Source organism: Sulfurovum sp., assembly GCA_020525365.1.
In the GTDB taxonomy this organism is placed as follows: domain Bacteria; phylum Campylobacterota; class Campylobacteria; order Campylobacterales; family Sulfurovaceae; genus Sulfurovum.
Window position 1 is genome coordinate 101,921 of record JAIZOF010000001.1, and the last position, 22,618, is coordinate 124,538.

The window sequence follows — 22,618 nt, forward strand, 5'->3', positions numbered from 1 at the left end:
TGTTCTGATTTTGGATTGGATATAATACCTTATGAAGAATAGATTATCAACTATTATTGGAGGAGGTGCTGCAGGACTTTGTGCAGCTATTTTAATTGGTAGAGCAGGAAAGAAAGTCACACTTTTAGAACAAAATAAGCAGGTCGGTAAAAAAATTCTTATCTCAGGTAATGGCAAATGTAACATCACAAATTGTTATATTGGTCCTGAGCGTTTTCATAGTAGCAATCCCTCTTTTATTGCCACAGTACTTAAAGAGTATGGATTTAAGAAGGTGGAAAAATTTTTATGTTCCATTGGTCTAGAATTGCATGAAGGAAAAGAGGGAAAGATGTTTCCACTTTCTCTTCATGCTGCCTCTGTTGTCGAACTGTTAGAGTATGAAGCTAAAAGAGTTGGGGTTGAGATTATTTGTGACTGCAAAGTAATAAAGGTAATTGATACAGAAAAAGGGTTTATGCTGGAAACCTCGCAAGGCAAAAAAGAGACTGCTACGCTACTTGTTACCACTGGATCATTGGCTGCTCCTCAACTTGGTGGAAATGACTCTGGGTACCTCTTTGGTACAACACTTGGACATACACTCGTTCCATGCCATCCCGCATTAGTACAACTCTGTTCTAAAGAACTGTGGGTAAAACAGTGTGCTGGTGTTAAAATAAATGGTATTGCCACACTCTACGTAAATGGAGAACAAATTACGCAACGCAAGGGGGATCTTCTTTTCACTAACTATGGTATTAGTGGATTGGCTATACTTGATCTCAGTCGAGAAGTAAGTGCCCGACTGACTACTTCTGATCATTGTGAACTTTCACTTGATCTTATGCCTACATTAAGCAAAGAAAAACTTAATAGTTTACTACTTAAAAAAATAACCCCAAAGAGTTCAAAACCAACTCTTTTATGGTTGCAAGGAATATTACATAAAAAACTTGCAAAAACTATTTTAATATATACCAAATGTAGAAGTAAAACAGAAGGCGAGCTCAATCGAAAAGAGATTAATAAATTAGTACACACTATCAAGAATCTTAAGCTAAGTATTAATGATACCAAAGGACTTAAATATGCCGAGGTAATAGCTGGAGGCATTAATACACAAGAGATAGACCCTTTTACTATGTGCTCAAAAATTATACCAAATCTCTATTTTGCTGGAGAAATACTTGATGTAGATGGAGACAGGGGAGGATTTAATTTCCACTTTGCATGGATAAGTGCAATGCGGGCAGCAGAAGCAATTATAAAATTATAATTTCATCAACCATCAACTGTAAACTAATATCTCCTCTAAAAATATTTTTATTAACTGTATAGATTATATCAACCATTGTATTTGGAGTATATATCGTATTGGCTCTAAACTGTACGCCCTGATGGACAATACCATCCTGTTTAAAAAGAAAACGTAGGTGGTTCCCCTCTTTTCCCATAGGAGAAGATTGTAAAATGCAGACTTTGGGGGTATAAAAACGAGGAGTAGGGTTACTGTGTCCAAATGGCTCAAAGCGCTTTATTAAGGATGTTAGGGCAAAAGAGATATCTTTAAAATGTAGAGTGCCGATCAATTCATCACTACTATTTTGCTCCTCTATAGCAACATAGTATTTACGTAAAGAATACTTAAAGGCTTCAAGCACTTCTACTCTCAAGCTCAGCCCAATAGCCATAGCATGACCACCAAACTTTTCAAGTTGTTCTCTAAAAGGATTCACTGTTGCAAAAAGATCACAGTTTCCAAAACTCCTACCACTACCTTTTAGTACTCCTTTACCATTATCACTCAATACAATACAAGGACGCTTAATTTTTCTTGCAACACGGGCTGCCACAATACCTACCACTCCTTCATGCCAACCTTTACCACTAACAACTGTTACTGCTGCTTTTGTATCTATAGACTCCAATACCATTTTAGTAATTGTTTCTTCAGTCATTTTACGTGCCTCATTAAAACTAATGAGTTGTTGTAAATGTACCCTTGCGTCATAGATATTGGTTGAAATTAAAAAATTGACTGCATAAGAAGCATCATCCATTCTTCCTGCACTATTAAGTAGTGGTGCAAGGAAAAATCCTATATCTTCCGAACTAAACTGCTCTTTTTTTATATACTCCTTATAGGCTCTAACTGATGGTCTTTGACTTTTAGAAAGTCTTTGAAGACCAGCAATAACCATAGTACGGTTGATATGTTTCAAGGGCATCACATCTGCAATGATTGCTATAGCTACAAGCTCCATATATGCCATCATATCTATCTTAATATTTAATGTATTTTTTAATGAAGCAATCAAATACCATACAATCTGTGCTCCACATATTTCTTTATAGGGGAAAGTACAATCAGTTTGTTTTGGGTTTATAATGGCATAGGCTTTTGGAATTTGTGGGGGAAGTAGATGATGGTCTGTAATAATCAAATCTATTCCCAATATTTTACAGCGTTTTGCAGCATTAATTGCAGAAATACCATTGTCAACCGTAATGGCAAGATCAGTTCCCACAATATGAGGAATAATTTTTTCAGAGAGTCCATACCCATCCTTAAAACGGTTAGGAATAATCCATTTAACAGGATAGTTAATTTCTTCAAAAAAGAGTTTCATTAAGGTTGTTGCTATTACGCCATCAACATCATAGTCACCAATAATTATGATTTTTTCTTTATTTTTGATGGCAGATATAATACGCTCTGTTGTGCATTGCATATCTTTAAATACATGGGGCTGAGGAAGATCTTTAAGAGTAAGAAAACCTTCTTTGAAACGTGAATAAAGTAGTTTTTCTAACGCATCAAGCGTTAAAGAATTAGACATTTTCTTTTTGTGCCATTGCTGCTTTAACAAATGATAAGATGGTAGGATTAGCATTTTGTAATCTAGAGGTAAATTCTGGGTGGAACTGTACACCAAGGAACCAAGGGTGATCTTTAACTTCAACTGCTTCGATAAGCCCATGAGATTCACCAGTAACTTCCATGCCTTTATTTTCAAGTGCTTCACGGAATTTTGGGTTGGCTTCGTAACGATGCCTGTGGCGTTCATATATTACACTTGCATCATAAGCTTCACGTAATTTAGAACCTTTTTTAGTCTCACATTCGTACTCACCAAGACGTAATGTTCCACCCATAGGAGAGGTAGTAGTGCGTATCTGTTTTATGCCACTTATATCAATAAATTCATCAATTAAATAAATAAGTGGATTTGAAGTATTTTTATTAAATTCAATAGAGTTAACATCTTCAAGATTTAATACATTTCTAGCAAATTCTATCATACTTAGTTGCATTCCTAAACAAATACCAAGAAAAGGAATTTTCTCTTCTCTAGCATATTGAATAGACTGTATTTTTCCTTCAATACCACGTTCACCGAATCCTCCAGCAACCAAAATACCATCTACATCATGTAGAAATTTTGTTGCACCCTCTTCTTCAATTTTTTTAGAATCAACCCATTGAATATTTACACGACTATCTAGGTGTGCACCCGCATGGATAAGTGCTTCGGTTAAAGATTTGTAAGACTCTTTAAGATTAAGATATTTCCCAACAAATGCAATCTTTACTTCATCTTTTGGCATCATAATCTTTTGTACAAGATTAACCCATTGATCCATTTGTGGTGAACAGTTTTCTAGTTTAAGCTGTTTACAAATAGGCATAAGAATATCTTGACGTAAAAAATTGAGTGGTACCTGATAGATAGTTGGTGCATCTTCTGCTACAATAACTGATTCTTCATCTACATCACAGCTATAAGCAATTTTATTTTTAATCTCTTTATTTACAGGTACTTCTGCACGAAGTACTAGCATATGAGGTGCAATACCAATACGCCTAAGCTCTTGTACTGAATGTTGTGTAGGTTTGGTTTTTAACTCCTCTGCTGCTTTAATGTAAGGTAATAAAGTTACATGTATATTCATAACATTGGTTTTTCCAAGCTCATGTTTCATTTGACGAATTGTTTCAAGAAAAGGAAGTCCTTCTATGTCTCCAGTTGTACCACCAAGTTCAACAATAAGAACATCTTTACTTTCACCTGCACGAACAATACGCTCTTTAATCTCATTAACAATATGAGGCACTACTTGAATTGTTTTGCCAAGATACTTCCCTTTACGTTCATTTTCAATGACTGTTTTATATACTTGACCTGTGGTAAAGTTATTATTTTGTGTTAAAGAGGTATCAAGAAAACGTTCATAATGTCCAAGATCAAGATCGGTTTCTGCACCATCTTTAGTAACAAAAACTTCACCATGTTCTAAAGGAGACATGGTTCCAGGGTCAACATTAATATAAGGATCAAGTTTAAGTACACCAACCCTTTGACCTGTATGTTTTAAAAGTGTACCAATACTTGCTGCTGTAATTCCTTTTCCAAGCGAACTAAGTACACCTCCAGTGACAAAAATATATTTTGTTGTTTCATTATCCATTTATAGTTGATCCTACCCTATAATTGGCATAATAATTGTCATAAAATTATCATTTTTAACAATAAATGGAAGACTTGGTTCATTAAGTTCTATCGAAAATTCATGATGATTAGTTTGGGAAATAAAGTCAAGTATATAACGACTATTAAAAGACACCTCAAATTTTTCATTAAGTCCTGTAGAAAGTTCAATTTCTGTTTTTGCTTCTTTATTATCAGCACTAAGAGAATTAAAAACAATAACATCAGTAAGTAAGGTCATTTTAATTTCTTGTGAAATTGTTGTAATCATTTTAATAGCATCAACCATCTCTTTTTTAGGAAGGGTGATAGAATGTTTGATGGAAGAAGGAATAATACGTTGATAATCAGGAAATTTTCCATTAATTAAACGTGTATAGAAAAAATAACTCTCATTAGAGATAATAAGATTTGTTTCATCAAAAAAGATATTAATTTCATCAAGAAAAAGTTTTTGAATTTCAAGAATTGCTTTTTTAGGTACAATTAAAGAGAGTGTTTCAGAATTATTTCCAACAATGGAAGCAATAGCAAGTCTTCTAGTATCAGTTCCTACAAGATAAGTTCCATCATTCTTAATATCAATTAAAGCACCATTAAGTTCAAATTTTGGATTATTAGTATCAATAGCAGGAGAGATTTTTTTAAGATTTTGAATTAAACTAAGAGAATCTAATGTAATTTTAGGTTTATCATCAATAGTTGGAAAAGTAGGATAGCTTTTTGAATCGAAAGTAGGAAGTTTAAATTTGGAATGATTTTGTTTGATTACTAATGTATCATTTAAAAGTTCTAATGTAATTTCATCATCTTTTAAAATACGTATAATATCAAGTAAATCTTTACCATTGGCAGTAAAAGAACCTTCTGTTTCTATAAGGATTTTATCGGTAGAAATATTTAGTCCTATTTCATGATCAGTTGCTGTAAGTGTACACTTATCTCCTTCTGATTGAAAAAGAATATGTGATGTAATTTGACTAGCATCTTTTTTTTCTAAAAAAGGTTGCAAATTAATGAGTATTGATTCAATAATTTGTTTTTGTACTTTTATTTTCATTAAATCTCCTTACTTTAATTTATTAATATCTTTAGTAGATAGTAGTAGTTTGACATGAATATGTGAAAAACTGTGTTAATGGCTAAACTATCGAATATTTTATCTTTATTTTAATTGATGAGAACTTTATACTTATTCACTACGTACTATTATATCTTTTTTTTATTCAAGTTTTTAGTGACTTTGTTGTGTATTAGTATAGATTTTATTAGAAAGTTCTTCTAATATGACTTTAAAATTTTCATCATTTTCAATGATTTCATCAATCTTTTTCATAGTATGAGAGATAGCACTGTGATCTTTCATACCAAAGTAAAGTGCAATTTGAGGCATAGAGTTTTTAGTGAGATTTCGGGCTAAATAGATAGCAGTACGACGGGCATTTACTACATTACTAGTACGTTTTCTACTTCTAATATCAGAAGGTTTAACATTGAGTTCATGTGAGACAACTTTCATAATATTGTCAATAGTAATACTTTCTCTCTTTTCTTTTAGATGATCCTTAATAGCATTTTGTGCAAAATCGAGACTAATTTCCTGATTGAGCATAGTAGCCATTGCATTGATACGAATAATAGCACTTTCAATTTCGCGGATATTGTCTCCCATATTGGTAGCAATAAAATTAGTTACTTCATTAGATAGTTTAATACCATCCAACTCACATTTTTTTTGGATAATAGCAATCTTTGTTTCTAATCCAGGAGGTTGAATATCAGCCATCATTCCCCACTCAAAACGGGTACGCAATCTATCTACCAGTCCAGCAATTTTATTAGGTGGACGATCGGCAGTCATAACAATCTGCTTATTGGTATTATGTAATTCGTTGAAGGTATGAAAGAACTCTTCTTGTGTCTGCTCTTTTCGGCTAAGAAACTGAATATCATCAATGAGTAGTAAATCACACTCTCTATATTTATCACGGAAACGATCCATAGTTTGTGAACGTAAGTGAGAGGTAAAAGAGTTCATAAATTGCTCAAGTGTAGTATAAATAACCATATTACCTAGGGCAATATGATAGTTTCCAATTGCTTGTAGTAGATGGGTCTTACCTAACCCCACTCCACCATAAATAAAGAGTGGATTATAAATTTTTCCAGGTTTCTCTGCAACAGCTTTAGCAGTGGTGTAGGCAAATTGGTTAGACTCTCCAACAATAAAACTTTCAAATATTAAAGAGGGATTCAAATAAGTACTTTTCGTATGGCCTTTTTCAATATTTGATTTGAGAATAGATATAGTTTTTTCATTTGACTGTTTTTTAACAACAATTTCTATTTGGGGTTTGATTTTATTTTGAAGTTCAAAGAGATGAGCAAGCCTATCGGCATATTTGGTTTTGATCCATTTAGAAACAAGAATATTGGGTGCATTAAAGTAGGAGATATTGCTTTTAGAACGTTTTGTATCGTAAACTAATTTCTTGATATAGTGCTCATATTCTGTTTCTGAAATCTCTTTTTTGAGTTCAAAAAGTACTTTTTGACCAATATTCATAGTAATCCCATTTAATTAATAGATTTTCACACATTTTAAGATTTTTAATCCCTCATGTGAATAACTTGTACAATTTTAGCTAAGTTAAGCTAAAATAAGCCTACTTACTAGAGTGTGAATATTTTTATTCACGATATGGATAAAGGTGTGAATGAATATCTTAGGAATTGACCCAGGAAGCCGTAATCTTGGTTACTGTATTCTCTATTGGAGCGGTAAAAATATTTCACTGGTAGAAGCAGGGTTATTGAAAATCAAAACCAAAAATCTCCAAGAACAGATTATAGAGCTAGCAGAAGGAATAGACACTATTCTTAAATCACATACCATAGATGAGGTAGCCATTGAAGATATCTTTTTTGCTTATAATCCTAAAAGTGTGCTCAAGTTGGCACAATTTCGTGGAGCTCTCTCTTTGAAAATACTACAGGAGATAGGTTATTTTTATGAGTATACGCCATTACAAGTTAAAAAAGCAGTTACAGGTAATGGAAAAGCAACTAAAGAGCAAGTAGCATTTATGGTTAAACGGTTGCTAAACATCAAAAAAGAGATTAAACCACTTGATATTACTGATGCAATGGCAATTGCATTAACACACTTACAACGGGTAAAAATACGGAAATATTAATTAAACTGTTTCCGTTTCTGTTTTTTGATTGAAATCATACGATTTTTTGGTACGTTAAAGACACTTTTTTTATAATTTTCTGAAGATTCATGAATGATTTGGTCATACATATAGATATCATATTTAAAATATGCTAAACCATTTTCTTCATAAACGGTAAAATAGACAATATGTATAGGAATAGGTTTTGTCAAAACAATAGTTTTTGGTTTATTTGTTTTAATAATATCTTCTATTTTTTTACGGTTCCAATTATTTTTGGAGTGTTGCAATACAAAATGTGCTAGTTTAAAAGGTTGTTCTACACGCATACAGCCTGAAGAGTAAACTTTATAGCGACGATCAAATAAACTTTTATTATCGGTATCATGTAGATAGACTTCATATTTGTTGGGGAACATGAACTTAATGCGTCCAAGTGCATTTTCATCTCCAGGAAGCTGTACAAAACGCCATGGTACACGTTTGTTACTATACTCATAAGGATCAAGCTCTTCTTGGGTAATACTTACTTCCTTATTACCCTTGAAGACATGAATATTATGATTAATTAGATAGTCGGGATACTCCCTAAGTACATGAATGAGATCACGTTTAATGAGGTTATCGGTAATTGTCCAAGTAGGATTGATGACTACATATTTTATCTTATTGTCAAAAACAGGTGTAGGACGATCGATACGTCCGACCACAATACTTTTTTTCAGAACCATCTTCCTGTTTTTATAGTAACGAAGATTAAAGTCAGGAATATTTATTTCAATATACTCATTCTCAAGATATTTGGGATACAGCTTGGTCTTATCAAGGTTGGTAATGATTGCTTGGATATTCTTGTGTACAGGCTGGTTAAGGTATTGGATCATGATATTATCTATTTGACCAGTTACTTCAAGTAAATAACGTTTTTGGTAGGTCATAACTGCCTTTTGCATGAGCTTATCAAACTTTTTATAGAGCTTTGCCCACTTGGGATAGTCCCCTGAAATCTGTAATCTTTTTTTTACTTGAAGTACACGATTATTGCTGTCACCAATTTTAAGAGGAATATCAGAATAGGATATTTGTGGAAATTTTTCCATAGTACGATAGGACTTGAGTATCTTGATTAATTTTCGATAACGTCTTTTAAATGGAATAAGAGATTCAAGATAGCTACGAATTTCCCCTTTTTTTATAGCAGAAATAAGAGGACCATGAGGAGGAAAGTGTTTAGGTTTTATTTCCCATATAGCATGTATATCATCACTCTCTTTGAGGGTAGCAAATTTTTTTTGTACAAGATCCCAGTCCACATCACCTTGAACAATAAAACGTACTAGTCTAACGTAGGAATTTGTCAATAATAAATCAAGTCTAGCATAAGTTATGGCCCTTTTTGAAACAGGGATGGTGTTATTGTCAAGATAGTAGAGTAATTTTTCAATTGCTTTTTGATCAAATAGTTTATTTTTATAATTAAAAAGAGGGTCTTTAAATGCTTGAATGAGTGCACTCATCTTTTGTGCATTTTTAGTCCCAACCCAGAGTGGTCTATTTCCAGTTTTGGCATAAATCTCTTTAACAATCTTGCCATTTTCCCCTTTGAGTTTTGTGGCAATGCTCTTTCGTAGATTGGTAGTAATAGTATACATACTTAAAGGCTGAGAAAATGCTAGTGTATGTAGAATTAGGAGTAGTAAAATTAGTTTAAGTATTTTCAAAAAGTAATATCCTTAAATAACTTTGTTTTTGGGTACGATTACTCTGTACCAATGATGGCTTTATAAACTTGTTTATCAATGAGTTGTAAGTATTTTGTTGGTGTTACTTTTTTCATCTCTTCGGCAAGCCAACGTATTTGAAACCATGCCGCTCCACTATCGCGTAGACCAAAGTAGTTTTTGAGTGAACGAATGTTGAAGGTGACAACCATATCTACTTTCCAATTATCTGTCACAATGTGTTTAAAGGCATCACCTACGTTACGTTTCTTTTTACCAGACTCCAGTTTCTCATAGAGTGTTTTGGCATCACCCCTTTGCTCTTTAATGAAAGGTAGAGAAGATTTTGCAACAGCATTTTTAATAAAATTAGTATCTTTATTATACTGAAAGTATAATTTATCATAGATAGCACGTATCTCAATAACAAGGTATTCTTTATCTATAATTACAAAAAGATCCAATGCTATTAGTTTATTATAGAAAAAGATAAAGCCATCATTTTCTTCAAGTGAAGCAATAAATGCATTGATTACTGAAGACATAGTGTATCGTGTGGAGCGTACAGAAATTGCTTGTATACGATGACGTGCATGCTCTTGCAATACACCTCTAGATGTTCCTCGTATAAGATAACTGAGCGTTGCATGTTCTAATATAGAGTGATGATGGTGTACCCATGCTAAACTTTCAAGCAAGCTTGAGTGTTCAATGGTGTTGATAGCACTTGTATCAAGATACTCCATCGACTCTTTGATGCATTGGTTCTCTGAGTTTTTAAAGCTGTCATAACATGTTCTAGCAGCAATTTCTGCTGCACCTATACCACTCTCTTGTAGTAGTGTTACTTGCGGTTTTTGGTATGTTATGTTATGTATTGTTATTGTTTTCATACCATACCTCAAACTCCACAATGTGATTTTAGATACAATTATACCAAATAAATCTGATACGCTATTTGTAGAGACAAATGCAAGTACTTATTGGCTTAAGTATTTCTTGCTACATTTGTCCTTACAACTTAGTAAACTAGGTATAAAAATGCAACCATGCTCTCGTTTCCATACTTTTAAAGAGGACTTTAGAGATCCATTTTCTAGAGATCGTGATAGAGTTATCCACTGTAGTTCATTTAGGCGATTGGAGTATAAAACACAAGTATTTCTTAACCATGAGGGAGATTACTTCCGTACCCGCTTGACACATTCACTGGAGGTAAGCCAGATTGCTCGCACACTCTCACAAATATTAAAACTCAATGAGACACTTGCAGAGGTTATTGCACTTTCGCATGATTTAGGACACACTCCTTTTGGGCATATAGGCGGAGATGAGCTTGACAGACTACTTAAATCAGATGGTCACAAGATGGGCTTTGAGCATAATTTTCAGTCATTTCGTGTCTTGATAAAACTAGAAAAGCGTTATAAGAATTTTGATGGGCTTAATCTTACGTTTGCTACTCTTGAAGGAGTGCTTAAGCATTCCTACCCTTATAAAAAACCTTTTTTACACAGTTTGAATACATATTTTGAACTTGAGAAACATCCTTCTCTTGAAGCCATGGTGGTTGATCATGCAGATGAGATTGCCTATACCTCTCATGATATTGATGATGGAGTAAAGTATGGTCTAATTAGTTTTGATGACCTTCTTGAAGTTCCTCTTTGTTTGCATGTAGACAAGAATGTACAGGATGAGGGTATTGGACGAGGAGAATCTCTCTACCGGCATCGATTTGTGGCTGAACTTATTAAGCTGTTGGTAGAGGATTTTATTGAATACTCTAAAGAGGGTGCACAGAAATATAGACAGACAGAGCCTATTGTTGGAACAATAGATGCCTCTTTGCCTTTGCCAGTTGGTTTTTCCAAAGAGATGGCAACACAACTGAAAATATTAAAAAAACTACTTCTCAAAAATCTCTATAGGCATGAAAAGATTGCACAGAAAATGTATGCAGGGAAGCAGTGCATTATCGGGCTCTATAAAGCATTTAGCGAAGACAATAATCTATTGCCTTCACATCAAAAAGTATTAATGGAGATACGCCCCAAACATCGCGTTATTGCTGACCACATAGCAATGATGACAGATCGTTATGCAATGAAGACCTATCATGAATTATATGGATTAGGATTATAATAGTAAGTTTCAGATATAATGCGCGAAAATTACTACTACGTTAAAGCTCCTTTGTAAAATACTTTAACACCCAAATTAGGAATAATCATGCAGAAAATTAAGAATATTGCTGTCATTGCACACGTTGATCATGGAAAGACAACATTGGTTGATCAGTTGCTTCAACAATCAGGAACTTTCGCTGCACATCAGCAAGTGGAAGAGAGAGCAATGGATAGTAATGATATTGAGAAAGAAAGAGGAATTACTATCCTTTCAAAAAATACAGCCATTACTTATGGTGATCACAAGATTAATATTATCGATACTCCAGGTCATGCCGATTTTGGTGGAGAGGTTGAGCGTGTTCTTAAGATGGTTGATGGTGTTTTGATGCTTGTGGATGCCCAGGAAGGGGTGATGCCCCAGACAAAATTTGTACTTAAAAAGGCAATTGAATTGGACCTTATCCCAGTAGTTGTTATCAACAAGATTGACAAAGATGGTGCAGAGCCAGATCGTGTTCTTGATGAAATGTTTGATCTACTTGTTGCACTTGATGCAAATGAAGAACAGCTTGAGTTTCCAGTACTCTATGCAGCAGCACGTGATGGGTATGCCAAGTGGAATCTTGAAGATGAAAATAAAGATATGACACCACTTTTTGAAGCAATTCTTGAGAAGGTGCCTTACCCTGATGGATCACCGAATAATCATACACAAGCACAGGTATTTACACTCGATTCAGATAATTTTGTTGGCCGTATTGGAATTGTTCGTATTTTTAATGGAAAAGTTAAAAGAGGTGATGAGTACCTGCTTGTTAAAGCAGATGGAGAGAAGTTCAAGTCACGTATCTCTAAACTAATTGGTTTCAAGGGACTTGAGCGTATGGAGATTGAAGAAGCAGAAGCAGGTGATATTGTTGCTATTGCAGGTTTTTCAGATATTGATGTGGGTGATTCTATCTGTGATCCTATTAACCCTGTAGCACTTGATCCAATGCATGTTGAAGAGCCAACACTTTCGGTTATTATGTCTGTTAATGATGGACCCTTGGCAGGGACAGAAGGGAAGCATATTACTTCCAATAAGATTAGGGAGCGTCTTGAAAAAGAGATGGAAACCAATATTGCTATGCGCATGGAGCCTCTTGGAGATGCCTCTTTTAAAGTATCAGGTCGTGGTGAACTTCAAATTGGTATTCTAGCTGAAAATATGAGACGAGAAGGCTTTGAGTTTCTTTTAGCACGTCCTGAGGTTGTTGCCAAAGAAGAGAATGGTGTTAAGATGGAGCCATTTGAACATCTTGTAGTTGATGTACCTGAAGAATTCCAAGGGGTTGCTATTGAAAAACTTGGTAAACGCAAAGCAGAGATGACAAGTCTGACACCGATGCCTGACGGTACGGTACGTATTGAGTTTGAGATTCCCGCACGCGGACTTATAGGTTTTCGTTCAGAGTTTTTGACCGATACTAAAGGAGAGGGCATTATGAATCACTCTTTTATTGAGTACAGACCTTACAGTGGGATTGTGATTAGTAGAATGCCAGGTGCACTAGTAAGCATGGATGACGGGGAGGCAGTTGCTTTTTCTATTTTCAACCTACAAGCACGTGGAATACTTTTTATTAAGCCACAAGATAAAGTCTATAATGGTATGGTCATTGGAGAGAGTGCACGTCCAGGAGATCTTGAGGTTAATCCACTCAAAGGAAAACAGTTAACCAATATGCGTACCAGTGGTGCAGATGAAGCAATTAAGCTTGTTCCACCACGTGATATGAGTCTTGAGTTGGCAATGGAGTGGATTGAGGATGATGAATTAATTGAAGTAACACCAGAAAATATTCGTATTAGAAAAAAATATCTTGATCCAACAATGCGAAAAAGAGTACAAAGAGATAAGAAAAATGCCACAAAATAGGTCTCTTTTCCATATAAATGTATAACAAAAATTAATATACCAAAGACCCTGTTGTCCCTATCTCTCCTGCTTGTCTTCCTCTTTTTTATTAAAATTTGGATAGAATCATGCAATTTATAATTATGTAAAAGGATTATAGTGAAAGTTACAGTAAATAAAATTGATGATGCAAATGTAGCCGTCAGTGGTGAGATTGAGAAGAGTGTGATTGAAACAAATATAGATAGACTTGCCAGAGAAGCTGGAAAACAGATAAATGTAGCTGGGTTTCGCAAAGGAAAAGTACCACCACATATTGTAAAAAAAATGCATGGTGATAAGCTTCAGCAAGATGCAGAATCTGATGCACTCAAAGCACTAGTTGATATGGGTATTTCACAGGCAGGAATTAATACAAATGATATTATTGGTGAGCCTATATTTAAAAAATATGATAAAAAAGATGGTGGAATTGATGTAGAGCTTGAGATTTCCTTAAGGCCGCAGGTTGATGTTAGTGGTCACGAGAAAGCAATTCCATCATTTAAAAAACCAGAAGCAACAGAAAAGGAGATTGAAGCAAAACTTGAAGACATTAAGAGCCAGCAGTCAACTTATACAAAGATTAAGCGAAAAAGAATGGTTAGGGATGGCGACATGGTTGTTATAGATTTTGAAGGTTTTGTGGACGGCAATGCTTTTGAAGGCGGTAAGGCAGAGAAGTTTAATCTTAAGATTGGTTCAGGACAGTTCATTCCAGGGTTTGAAGAACAGGTTATTGGCATGAAATATGAGGAAGAAAAAGATATTGTTGTGACCTTTCCAGAAGAGTATCAGTCTAAAGAGCTTGCTGGAAAAGAGGCAATCTTTAAAGTAAAACTTCATGAGATTCAAGAGCAAGTTTCTACAGAACTCAATAATGAGCTGGCACAAAAAGTACTTAATGACGAAAAAGCAACCGTAGAGACACTTAAAGAGAGAGTAAAGGGGCAGGTAATTAATGAAAAAATCTCTAAGCTCTACAACGAAGAGCTTAAGCCAAACCTAATTGAAGCATTAGTGAAACAGTTTGACTTCACACTACCTAATAATATTATAGAGCAAGAGATTGATGCAAAAATCAATGAAAAAGTAAAAGAGATGAAAGAGGAAGAAATCAAGACATATCAGGAAAATCCTGATAAGGTAGAAAAGCTTCGTGAAGAAGTAAGAGAAGATGCAAAAAACTCAGTTAAAGCAACATTTATTGTAGATACACTTGCAAAAGAACAAGGAATTACAGTGGATGATCAAGAAGTATCGCAGGCAATCTACTATGAAGCAATGATGAGTGGACAGGATCCTCAAGTAGTCATTAAGTATTATCAAGAGAACAATCTTCTTCCAGCAATAAAAATGGGTATGATTGAAGATAAGCTCTTTGGCAAACTTCTTGGATTGGATAAGTAAGATTTAAAGCACGTAAGTGTGTGTCTTTCTCCTCCCTAATTAACTTTTTTTAATGTTTATTCACATACAATATTTTAAATCCCCTATAAATAAAAGGTAACTTATGAGCTATATTCCATACGTTGTAGAGCAGACTGGACGAGGTGAGAGAAGTTACGATATCTACTCAAGACTTCTAAAAGACCGTATTATTATGCTTAGTGGCGAAATTAATGATGCAGTAGCATCTTCTGTTGTTGCACAACTTCTTTTTCTTGAGGCACAAGATCCTGACAAAGATATCTACTTTTACATCAACTCCCCTGGTGGTGTAATTACATCAGGTTTTTCTATCTTTGATACGATGAATTATATTAAACCCGATATTGTAACCATTTGTATAGGACAGGCTGCTTCCATGGGTGCCTTCTTGTTGGCATCAGGAACAGAAGGGAAGCGTTATGCGTTGCCCAACTCTCGTATTATGATTCATCAGCCACTTGGTGGTGCCCAAGGACAGGCGACAGATATTCTCATTCAAGCAGAAGAGATTAAACGCCTTAAAGATACACTTAACGCTATTCTTGCAGAAAAAACAGGTAAAAAAGTTAAACAGATCGAGAAAGATACTGATCGTGATAACTTCATGTCTTCAGAAGAGGCTGTTGAGTATGGTCTCATTGACAAAGTACTCACAAAAAGCTTTACCTAAAGAAGAAAAAATGGTAAGAGAGATCGTTGTTTATCCCGATAAACGCCTTAAGCTTATCTCTAAAGAAGTAACCAAGTTTGATGGAACGTTACATACATTATTGGATGACATGTATGATACCATGTGTGCTAAGAATGGCATAGGTCTTGCTGCTATTCAGGTAGGAGAAGATAAGCGTGTGCTTATTATTAATATTCCTTTAGAAAATATTCCTGAAGGAGAGGATGAGCAGCCTAAAGAGAATTCACTAGAGATGATCAACCCCATCATTATTAAAAAAGAGGGTTTAACCAAGTTTCAAGAGGGATGTCTATCTGTTCCAGGTATTTATGAAGAGATTGAGCGTGCCAAGTATGTAAAAGTGGAGTATTTTGATCGTTTTGGTAAAAAGCATACTATTGAAGATGATGACTTTCTTGCTATTGCCATGCAACATGAGATGGATCATTTGGATGGAAAAATATTTGTTGAGAAACTCTCATTCATTAAGCGTAAAAAATTTGAAAAAGAGTGGAAAAAAAGAAAAAAAGTATTATAGTATTTTAATTTCAAGAGGAGTATGACGATACCCTATCTTAATCTATTTTTGCTATAATTCGCATCTATTTTATCAATTTTGTTAATAGGTGGTTAGACCCATTCTCAAAAAATCTTGATAAGGAAGGGGGTGCTTTATATGCCAGGAATTAAACTTTCATCGCGTGATTCTTTTGATGATGCATATAGAAAATTCAAAAGACAATGTGACAGAAACCTTATCGTACCTGAAGCAAGGATAAGACAGTATTACGAAACAAAGACTGAAAAAAGAAAGAAAGAAAAGATTGCTACACGCAAAAAAATTCTCAAAAAACTTTTTATGCTCAGAAGATACGAGTCAAGACTCTAATCTTTTTTCCACAGGGCTTTGCCCTGTTATTATCTACTAAACTTTTTAAAACCATTATAATTCATTACATCTTATCTAACTTTTTGATAAAATATCAAAATTATTTTTCAAAAGGTTCATCATGAAATTTGCTGTACCACTACAGAAAAACGCTATTAAGATTATGTTGCTTGGATCAGGCGAACTTGGTAAAGAGATTATTATTGAAGCACAACGTTTGGGACTTGAAACAATTGCTGTGGACAAATATGTTAATGCACCTGCCCATCAAGTCGCACACCGTTCCCATATTATTGATATGCAAGATGAAACAGCAGTTTTAGAAGTCATTGAAAAAGAAAAACCTGACTATATTCTTCCCGAAGTAGAGGCTATTTCTATTTCAGCACTTTTTGAAGCTGAAAAACGTGGTTATCATGTTATCCCTAATGCTGAAGCAGTCAATAAAACAATGAACCGAAAAAATATTCGTGTATTTGCTGCTGAAACACTAGGTCTTAAGGTAAGTGCCTATCGTTTTGTTAAAACCAAAGAAGAACTTAAAACTGCAGCAAATATTTTAGGCTATCCGTGTGTTGTAAAGCCAGTGATGAGTTCTTCTGGTCATGGTCAAACTATTTTACGTACACCTGAAGAGATTGGGCATTCGTGGGAGGTTGCTAAAGAAGCACGTGGAGATGCAAGTGAGCTCATTGTTGAAGAGTTTATCGATTTCGATTATGAAATTACACTACTAACTGTTCGTAATGAAACGGGTACAAAGTTTTGTCATCCAATTGGACATACCCAGCAAGATGGTGATTTTATTCTTTCGTGGCAACCAATACAAATGAGCCAAACTGTACTTTCCAAAGCACAAGAGATTGCCAAGGCTGTTACTGATGGATTAGGTGGACGTGGTATTTTTGGGGTAGAATTTTTTATTAAAGATGATGAGGTCTATTTTTCTGAACTCTCTCCTCGTCCACATGATACAGGAATGGTAACGCTTATTACACAGAGCCAAAGTGAGTTTGCACTCCATGTTCGTGCTGTATTGGGCTTACCACTTGATTTTATTCATTATGGAAATGGAGCATGTGGTGCATATAAAGCCAAAGGTGAGAGCGACAACCCTTTGCTTGACATTCCCAATGATGCCTTTAGTGCAAATAGCTTTGTTCGTATTTTTGGCAAACCTGAAATGCACAAAGGACGCCGTATGGCTATAAGCTTGGTTTTTGATGAGGATATTGAGGCAGCAAAAACCAAAGCCAAAAAGATTATATCTCATATTATCAATAAATAAGAAAGGAGTTTAAATGAAACTATTTACTCGCATTTTTTTACCTATTGCATTGTTTGTGTATATTACAATTGAGACTTACATGAAGCTACACCATACCTCGCTTTGTGATGCAACAGGATGTAAACTAGCAGGTGAATTGTTACGTTTTAAATCAATCTATCTTAATTATATTGGGTTGCTAGGAACATTGTTGCTTGCATTGTTTGGTGGGCTATCGCTTCGAAACGAACGTTTTAAATACTATTTTCAAACTTTACTGTTTGGTGCATTAGCATTTGAAACAACACTTTTCTCTTATCAGGTTGCATCTAACCCTGAACCTTGTGTCTTTTGTATGGGTGTGCTTGGCTCACTTTTTATCATTGCTCTACTTGAGGCAAGGCACAATCTTTTATTGCCTATTAGTATTGCAGGAGCCATTTCCATTTCCATTGCAACACTTGGTATTTTTCAAAACCAAAGTGTTCTCGTGCAAAAAGGACTTTATCTTATTTATTCTGACACCTGTCCACATTGCAAAAAGGTCAAAAAGTATTTTGCGCAACATCATATTGATTATACATCTTTAAGTGTAGTGGATCCTTCAGCACGTGCTGTACTAAAATACTTTGATATTGACAAGATACCTGTCTTGATTGATAAAAATACTCACAATTACAATGTTATTGTTGGTGATAGTGCGATTATTAAACATTTTGATCATGAAAACTTGGCACATTCAGCTGTGTCAAATACACCATCTAAAGATATACTCACCTCTCCTTCATCTATCCCCAATATATTTCGTAGCAATGAGGATGAAGGGTGTAGCATCTCTTTTGATATTACGCCTTCTTGTACCAGTGAAGGAGATAAAAATACACTATAATACAGCAATATTTTTTATTGATTAAGATGAACCATCACAAGAGTTGTACTTATTGTCAACAAGGCTAAGCTCTATACCAAAGAGATTGAGGCAAGGTTTTGATATGTTCGTTTACCAAGAATAATATTTAATGTGTGTGTCCCACTAAAAAATGGAGTTTTCATGTTAGATGTACTAGTCATTGGTTCAGGTGGAGCGGGATTGAGTGCTGCACTTGCGGCAAAAGAGGCAGGAGCTGAGCATATTGCCATAGCAAGCAAGTTTCCTCCCATGCAAACGCAAACAACTATGGCACAAGGTGGTATGAATGCTGCATTGGGTAATTTAGAAAAAGATCATATTGCCCTACATATTGATGATACACTTAAAGCAGGCAGAGGGCTTTGTGATGAAGAGATGGTACGCTTGATGTGTAGCGAAGCGCCTCAAAGTGTCGCATGGCTTGAAAAACTTGGTGTTCCTTTTTCCCGTATTAAAACGACAGAAAATGAAGCTCTTTCTACCATAGCTCAGCGGTACTTGGGTGGTGCATCAGTAAAACGTGCGTGTTATGCACAAGACTATACGGGACTTAAGATTTTACACACACTCTATGATCAAACACGAAAATATAATATTATCTATCTATACGAATATTTTTTACTTGATCTAATTGTCGAGGATGGATATGTGCGTGGTGTACTCTTTTGGGATATCGCACATGGAGAGGTTCGCACGGTAATTGCAAAATCGGTAATCTTGGCTACTGGTGGTTTTGGTGCGATGTATCATAACCATACAACCAATATGTATGGTACAAGTGGTGATGGGATTGCTGCGGCATTTCGTGCTGGTGCGATGATTAGTGATATGGAGTTTGTGCAATTTCATCCTACAGGACTTTATGGTTCCAATATCTTAATAAGTGAAAGTGCACGAGGTGAAGGTGGTTATCTTGTAGATCAAAAAGGAGAGCGTTTTGTTGATGAGCTTGCTCCTAGAGATGTTGTAGTGCATGCAATTTATGAGCAGATGAATAAAGGTAATCGTATCTATTTGGATTTACGGCATTTGGGCAAAGAAAAACTTGAATCACTGCTTCCTCAAGAGTTAGCACTTATTCGATTGCATGAAAATATTGATCCAGTCTTTGAGCCTATACCAATTAAGCCTGTTGTGCACTATACGATGGGAGGTATTGATATTGATAAAACAATGGAAATTCCTACAATAAAAGGTTGCTTTGCTGTGGGAGAATGTGCCAATTCTAAGGTACATGGCGCCAATAGGCTTGGTGGAAATAGCTTACTTGAGATTATCGCATTTGGACGCATTGTGGGAGAAAATGCTACTAATTATACACACTACGTTCGAGAAAAATCTATTGACAAAGACTATGCCCAACGTGCTAAGGACGATATTGATAATATCTTTGTTGATGTACATAAACCAAGCTTCTATTCTCTGCGTCAGAAATTGGGAGAATGTTTGTATCAAAATGTAGGGATTATTAGGGATGAGTTTAATTTGCAACAAGCACTTCAAGAGGTTACATTGTTGCAAGCCTCGCTTTCTAAATATGGTATTGGTGATAGCGAGTTTAAGCATAACCAAGCACTTACAGAGTATTTGGAGCTACGCAATATGCTCATGCTTGCTCCTGCATTTATCTCTGCTGCTTTAGTACGCCAAGAGAGTCGAGGTGCACATTATCGTAAAGATTATCCAAAAATGAATGATAAGGCATTTTTAAAGCATATCAGACTGCATTACCAAGGAGAGATGTATGGATAAAGTTTTGATAAAAATGATGCAAAATGATAAAGAGACAATATACAAAGTTTCATCCAAGCAAACTCTTCTTGCCGCACTCTATGAGATTAAAGAGACACAAAATGCATCACTTACCTTTAATGCGGGATGTCGTGCTTCTGTGTGTGGTACATGTGCCATGCGTGTTAATGGACGTGAAGTCTTGGCATGTGCATACAAACCCAAAGAAGGTGACTTTATTGAACCTCTTGCCTATCATACTAAAGTACGTGATTTAAAAGTTGATAAACGCACTACACTTGATACGCTTGTTAAGGCTAAAGCGTGGTTGCATCATTATAATGAAACCACACAGCTTACCCCAAAAGATGAATATCTTACTGAACGTCAAAGTGATTGTATTATGTGTGAAAGTTGTTATAGTGCATGTCCTGTTTTTGCTGTCAATTCTAATTTTATAGGTCCATTTGCACTCACACGTGCCTATCGTTATGTTGAAGACAGACGAGAAAAGTCCACTACATATATTATTGATGCTATTCAAAACAATGGTGTATGGGATTGTACGCTTTGTGGAGAGTGCACAATAGCATGCCCTAAAGGCATTGATCCCAAAAATGATATTGTGATGTTAAGAACAAAAAGTGTGCAACAAGGCTATAGTGATCCAAACTTTTCTTTCGGATTTGGTACACCTGATTTTGGGAGAGACTTTGGATTTGATCCAAGTACCGGATAAATAGCTTGTGTAGAGATACTGATAAAAGAAATTAAGAAAGATTTCTTGGATCAACAATTTTGCCAGCAATTGCTGATGCTGCGGCCACAGCAGAGTTGGCAAGGTATATTTCTGAGGTTCTCGCTCCCATACGACCAACAAAATTACGGTTGGTTGTTGCTACACAACGTTCATTGTCACCAAGAATTCCCATATACCCACCAAGACAGGCACCGCAGGTTGGATTAGATACAACTGCACCTGCCTCGATGAGGATATCTAGTAGTCCCTCATGCTGTGCTTGGAGTAAGATTTTTTGTGTAGCAGGGGTAATAATCATACGGGTATGTTTTGCAACACGTTTGCCCTTTATAATTTCTGCAGCAATACGCAGGTCTTCAATACGCCCATTGGTACAACTTCCAATCATTACCTGATCAATCTTGAGATTATCTTTAGCTGCCTGTTCAATAGGCTTTCCATTACTTGGTAAAAATGGATAGGCAATAACAGGAGAGAGATTTTCCATATTGATGGTAATTTCTTGAGAATAGATTGCATCTTTATCAGAATAATAAATCTTTGGTTTGGCACGTAGTTTTCCATTGATTTGAGTACGCTCATCAAGGTATTTTTGAGAGATCTTATCAATGGCAAAAATACCACTTTTGGCTCCTGCCTCAATTGCCATGTTACACATAGAGAAGCGATCTGCCATACCAAGATACTGCACACCATCCCCAGTAAATTCAATTGCTTTGTAGAGTGCTCCATCTACACCAAGAATACGAATCAATTCAAGAATAATATCTTTTCCATAAATGTGCTTTCCAGGCTTACCAACTAGGTTAATCCTGATTGACTCTGGTACTTTAAACCAATTACCCCCAGTAATAATTGAGAAGGAGATATCAGTACTCCCCATTCCTGTTGAAAAGGCACCAAGTGCCCCATGTGTACAGGTATGCGAGTCTGCACCAATGATTATATCGCCTGGGATAACCAACCCTTTTTCGGGCAACAATGCATGCTCTATTCCCATATCTTTTTCATCAAAGAAATACTTGAGATTGTGTTTGTAGGCAAACTCACGGCTAATTTTTGCTTGGTTGGCAGAAGCAATATCTTTTGCTGGAATATAGTGATCCATTACGATAGCGAAACCATCTGGGTTAGCAAGTTCTTTTGATCCACTCTCTTCAAATGCCTTGATGGAGATTGGTGTAGTAATATCGTTTCCAATGGTCATATCGATTGGTACTCTAACAATTTCCCCTGCATAAACATCATATTTTGCATGCTCAGAAAAAATCTTTTCAGTAATGGTCTGTCCCATAAAATATCCTTCAATCCATATCATAAAATTATATGAATTATAGCAAAATATATTTATGCCGATGGAAGGTTGTTGATCTTTTTTTAATTAAAGTAGAAAATATATTATTTCCTTTTTTTCCACTCTTTTTCAAATTTTTTACGCTTAATGAATGAGAGTTTCTCAACAAATATTTTTCCATCCAAATATTAAATAAGTGTTAAATTATTGATTAAGATCAACT

Annotated in this window: 19 protein-coding genes; 12 read left to right on the forward strand and 7 right to left on the reverse strand. The window is 35.3% G+C overall.

All coding sequences use genetic code 11. From position 1 onward, the window contains the following. Nucleotides 1-31: 31 nt before the first annotated feature. Nucleotides 32-1,258, forward strand: coding sequence for an NAD(P)/FAD-dependent oxidoreductase (locus LGB01_00540; protein ID MCB4752713.1), 1,227 nt, complete (start codon nucleotides 32-34; stop codon nucleotides 1,256-1,258). On the opposite strand, the gene recJ is transcribed toward LGB01_00540, so the two are convergent. The 4 genes from recJ to dnaA all read right to left on the reverse strand — a co-directional run bounded on the left by recJ (nucleotide 1,245) and on the right by dnaA (nucleotide 7,038). After that, nucleotides 1,245-2,822: a single-stranded-DNA-specific exonuclease RecJ gene (recJ, locus tag LGB01_00545; GenBank protein ID MCB4752714.1), complete on the reverse strand. Its 1,578-nt coding sequence runs from the start codon at nucleotides 2,820-2,822 to the stop codon at nucleotides 1,245-1,247. The two genes, LGB01_00540 and recJ, sit on opposite strands and share 14 nt — an antisense overlap. Then, the gene (locus LGB01_00550; GenBank protein ID MCB4752715.1) at nucleotides 2,815-4,452 is read right to left on the reverse strand and encodes a CTP synthase; all 1,638 of its coding nucleotides are present in this window, start codon (nucleotides 4,450-4,452) and stop codon (nucleotides 2,815-2,817) included. Before LGB01_00550 ends, recJ begins: the two co-directional genes overlap by 8 nt. A 12-nt stretch (nucleotides 4,453-4,464) precedes the next feature. Beyond that, nucleotides 4,465-5,532 carry a DNA polymerase III subunit beta gene (dnaN, locus tag LGB01_00555; protein MCB4752716.1) on the reverse strand — a complete coding sequence of 356 codons (1,068 nt, stop codon included), beginning with the start codon at nucleotides 5,530-5,532 and terminating at the stop codon, nucleotides 4,465-4,467. A gap of 174 nt (nucleotides 5,533-5,706) precedes the next feature. After that, nucleotides 5,707-7,038, reverse strand: coding sequence for a chromosomal replication initiator protein DnaA (dnaA, locus tag LGB01_00560; protein MCB4752717.1), 1,332 nt, complete (start codon nucleotides 7,036-7,038; stop codon nucleotides 5,707-5,709). Nucleotides 7,039-7,189: 151 nt separating this feature from the next. Here dnaA and ruvC point away from each other — a divergent pair, with 151 nt between their 5' ends. After that, the gene (gene ruvC, locus LGB01_00565) at nucleotides 7,190-7,669 is read left to right on the forward strand and encodes a crossover junction endodeoxyribonuclease RuvC (protein MCB4752718.1); all 480 of its coding nucleotides are present in this window, start codon (nucleotides 7,190-7,192) and stop codon (nucleotides 7,667-7,669) included. On the opposite strand, the gene LGB01_00570 is transcribed toward ruvC, so the two are convergent. Together LGB01_00570 and LGB01_00575 are read right to left on the reverse strand one after the other, a co-directional pair. Next, a complete protein-coding gene (locus tag LGB01_00570) occupies nucleotides 7,666-9,372 on the reverse strand; it encodes a L,D-transpeptidase family protein (GenBank protein ID MCB4752719.1) in 1,707 nt (568 codons plus the stop codon). The two genes, ruvC and LGB01_00570, sit on opposite strands and share 4 nt — an antisense overlap. Before the next feature lie 38 nt (nucleotides 9,373-9,410). After that, a complete protein-coding gene (locus tag LGB01_00575; GenBank protein MCB4752720.1) occupies nucleotides 9,411-10,265 on the reverse strand; it encodes an FAD-dependent thymidylate synthase in 855 nt (284 codons plus the stop codon). 148 nt (nucleotides 10,266-10,413) lie between these two features. Between LGB01_00575 and LGB01_00580 the strand changes: the two genes are divergently transcribed. The 10 genes from LGB01_00580 to LGB01_00625 all read left to right on the forward strand — a co-directional run bounded on the left by LGB01_00580 (nucleotide 10,414) and on the right by LGB01_00625 (nucleotide 21,080). Then, nucleotides 10,414-11,517 carry a deoxyguanosinetriphosphate triphosphohydrolase gene (locus LGB01_00580; GenBank protein ID MCB4752721.1) on the forward strand — a complete coding sequence of 368 codons (1,104 nt, stop codon included), beginning with the start codon at nucleotides 10,414-10,416 and terminating at the stop codon, nucleotides 11,515-11,517. Nucleotides 11,518-11,604: 87 nt separating this feature from the next. Further along, a complete protein-coding gene (typA, locus tag LGB01_00585) occupies nucleotides 11,605-13,425 on the forward strand; it encodes a translational GTPase TypA (protein MCB4752722.1) in 1,821 nt (606 codons plus the stop codon). 138 nt (nucleotides 13,426-13,563) lie between these two features. Continuing rightward, nucleotides 13,564-14,853: a trigger factor gene (tig, locus tag LGB01_00590; GenBank protein MCB4752723.1), complete on the forward strand. Its 1,290-nt coding sequence runs from the start codon at nucleotides 13,564-13,566 to the stop codon at nucleotides 14,851-14,853. A gap of 103 nt (nucleotides 14,854-14,956) precedes the next feature. Then, nucleotides 14,957-15,544, forward strand: coding sequence for an ATP-dependent Clp endopeptidase proteolytic subunit ClpP (gene clpP / locus LGB01_00595; GenBank protein ID MCB4752724.1), 588 nt, complete (start codon nucleotides 14,957-14,959; stop codon nucleotides 15,542-15,544). A 10-nt stretch (nucleotides 15,545-15,554) separates the two neighbouring features. Next, complete coding sequence (gene def, locus LGB01_00600; protein ID MCB4752725.1) at nucleotides 15,555-16,082, forward strand: peptide deformylase; 528 nt, start codon at nucleotides 15,555-15,557, stop codon at nucleotides 16,080-16,082. Between the two features lie 138 nt (nucleotides 16,083-16,220). Continuing rightward, nucleotides 16,221-16,433, forward strand: a complete 213-nt coding sequence (gene rpsU / locus LGB01_00605) for a 30S ribosomal protein S21 (GenBank protein MCB4752726.1) — start codon at nucleotides 16,221-16,223, stop codon at nucleotides 16,431-16,433. A gap of 121 nt (nucleotides 16,434-16,554) precedes the next feature. After that, complete coding sequence (gene purT, locus LGB01_00610) at nucleotides 16,555-17,721, forward strand: formate-dependent phosphoribosylglycinamide formyltransferase (protein MCB4752727.1); 1,167 nt, start codon at nucleotides 16,555-16,557, stop codon at nucleotides 17,719-17,721. A gap of 13 nt (nucleotides 17,722-17,734) precedes the next feature. Beyond that, on the forward strand, nucleotides 17,735-18,589 hold the full coding sequence (locus LGB01_00615; GenBank protein ID MCB4752728.1) for a hypothetical protein: 855 nt from the start codon (nucleotides 17,735-17,737) through the stop codon (nucleotides 18,587-18,589). A gap of 162 nt (nucleotides 18,590-18,751) precedes the next feature. Continuing rightward, entirely contained in the window at nucleotides 18,752-20,362 is a 1,611-nt protein-coding gene (locus LGB01_00620; GenBank protein MCB4752729.1) for an FAD-binding protein, read from the forward strand. Continuing rightward, nucleotides 20,355-21,080, forward strand: coding sequence for a 4Fe-4S dicluster domain-containing protein (locus tag LGB01_00625; protein MCB4752730.1), 726 nt, complete (start codon nucleotides 20,355-20,357; stop codon nucleotides 21,078-21,080). The genes LGB01_00620 and LGB01_00625 overlap by 8 nt, the downstream gene beginning before the upstream one ends. A gap of 31 nt (nucleotides 21,081-21,111) precedes the next feature. Here the strand turns inward: LGB01_00625 and LGB01_00630 are convergent, their stop codons facing one another. Next, nucleotides 21,112-22,395 (reverse strand): 3-isopropylmalate dehydratase large subunit, encoded by a 1,284-nt coding sequence (locus LGB01_00630; GenBank protein ID MCB4752731.1) that lies wholly within the window; start codon nucleotides 22,393-22,395, stop codon nucleotides 21,112-21,114. Nucleotides 22,396-22,618: the final 223 nt, after the last annotated feature.

Coding starts and splice junctions, on each gene's coding strand:
- purT (MCB4752727.1), top strand. CDS start 16,555: ATGAAATTTGCTGTACCACTACAGAAAAACGCTATTAAGATTATGTTG.
- clpP (MCB4752724.1), top strand. CDS start 14,957: ATGAGCTATATTCCATACGTTGTAGAGCAGACTGGACGAGGTGAGAGA.
- LGB01_00620 (MCB4752729.1), top strand. CDS start 18,752: ATGTTAGATGTACTAGTCATTGGTTCAGGTGGAGCGGGATTGAGTGCT.
- ruvC (MCB4752718.1), top strand. CDS start 7,190: ATGAATATCTTAGGAATTGACCCAGGAAGCCGTAATCTTGGTTACTGT.
- LGB01_00540 (MCB4752713.1), top strand. CDS start 32: ATGAAGAATAGATTATCAACTATTATTGGAGGAGGTGCTGCAGGACTT.
- recJ (MCB4752714.1), bottom strand. CDS start 2,822: ATGTCTAATTCTTTAACGCTTGATGCGTTAGAAAAACTACTTTATTCA.
- LGB01_00630 (MCB4752731.1), bottom strand. CDS start 22,395: ATGGGACAGACCATTACTGAAAAGATTTTTTCTGAGCATGCAAAATAT.
- typA (MCB4752722.1), top strand. CDS start 11,605: ATGCAGAAAATTAAGAATATTGCTGTCATTGCACACGTTGATCATGGA.
- LGB01_00550 (MCB4752715.1), bottom strand. CDS start 4,452: ATGGATAATGAAACAACAAAATATATTTTTGTCACTGGAGGTGTACTT.
- LGB01_00580 (MCB4752721.1), top strand. CDS start 10,414: ATGCAACCATGCTCTCGTTTCCATACTTTTAAAGAGGACTTTAGAGAT.
- LGB01_00615 (MCB4752728.1), top strand. CDS start 17,735: ATGAAACTATTTACTCGCATTTTTTTACCTATTGCATTGTTTGTGTAT.
- dnaN (MCB4752716.1), bottom strand. CDS start 5,532: ATGAAAATAAAAGTACAAAAACAAATTATTGAATCAATACTCATTAAT.
- LGB01_00575 (MCB4752720.1), bottom strand. CDS start 10,265: ATGAAAACAATAACAATACATAACATAACATACCAAAAACCGCAAGTA.
- LGB01_00625 (MCB4752730.1), top strand. CDS start 20,355: ATGGATAAAGTTTTGATAAAAATGATGCAAAATGATAAAGAGACAATA.
- rpsU (MCB4752726.1), top strand. CDS start 16,221: ATGCCAGGAATTAAACTTTCATCGCGTGATTCTTTTGATGATGCATAT.
- def (MCB4752725.1), top strand. CDS start 15,555: ATGGTAAGAGAGATCGTTGTTTATCCCGATAAACGCCTTAAGCTTATC.
- dnaA (MCB4752717.1), bottom strand. CDS start 7,038: ATGAATATTGGTCAAAAAGTACTTTTTGAACTCAAAAAAGAGATTTCA.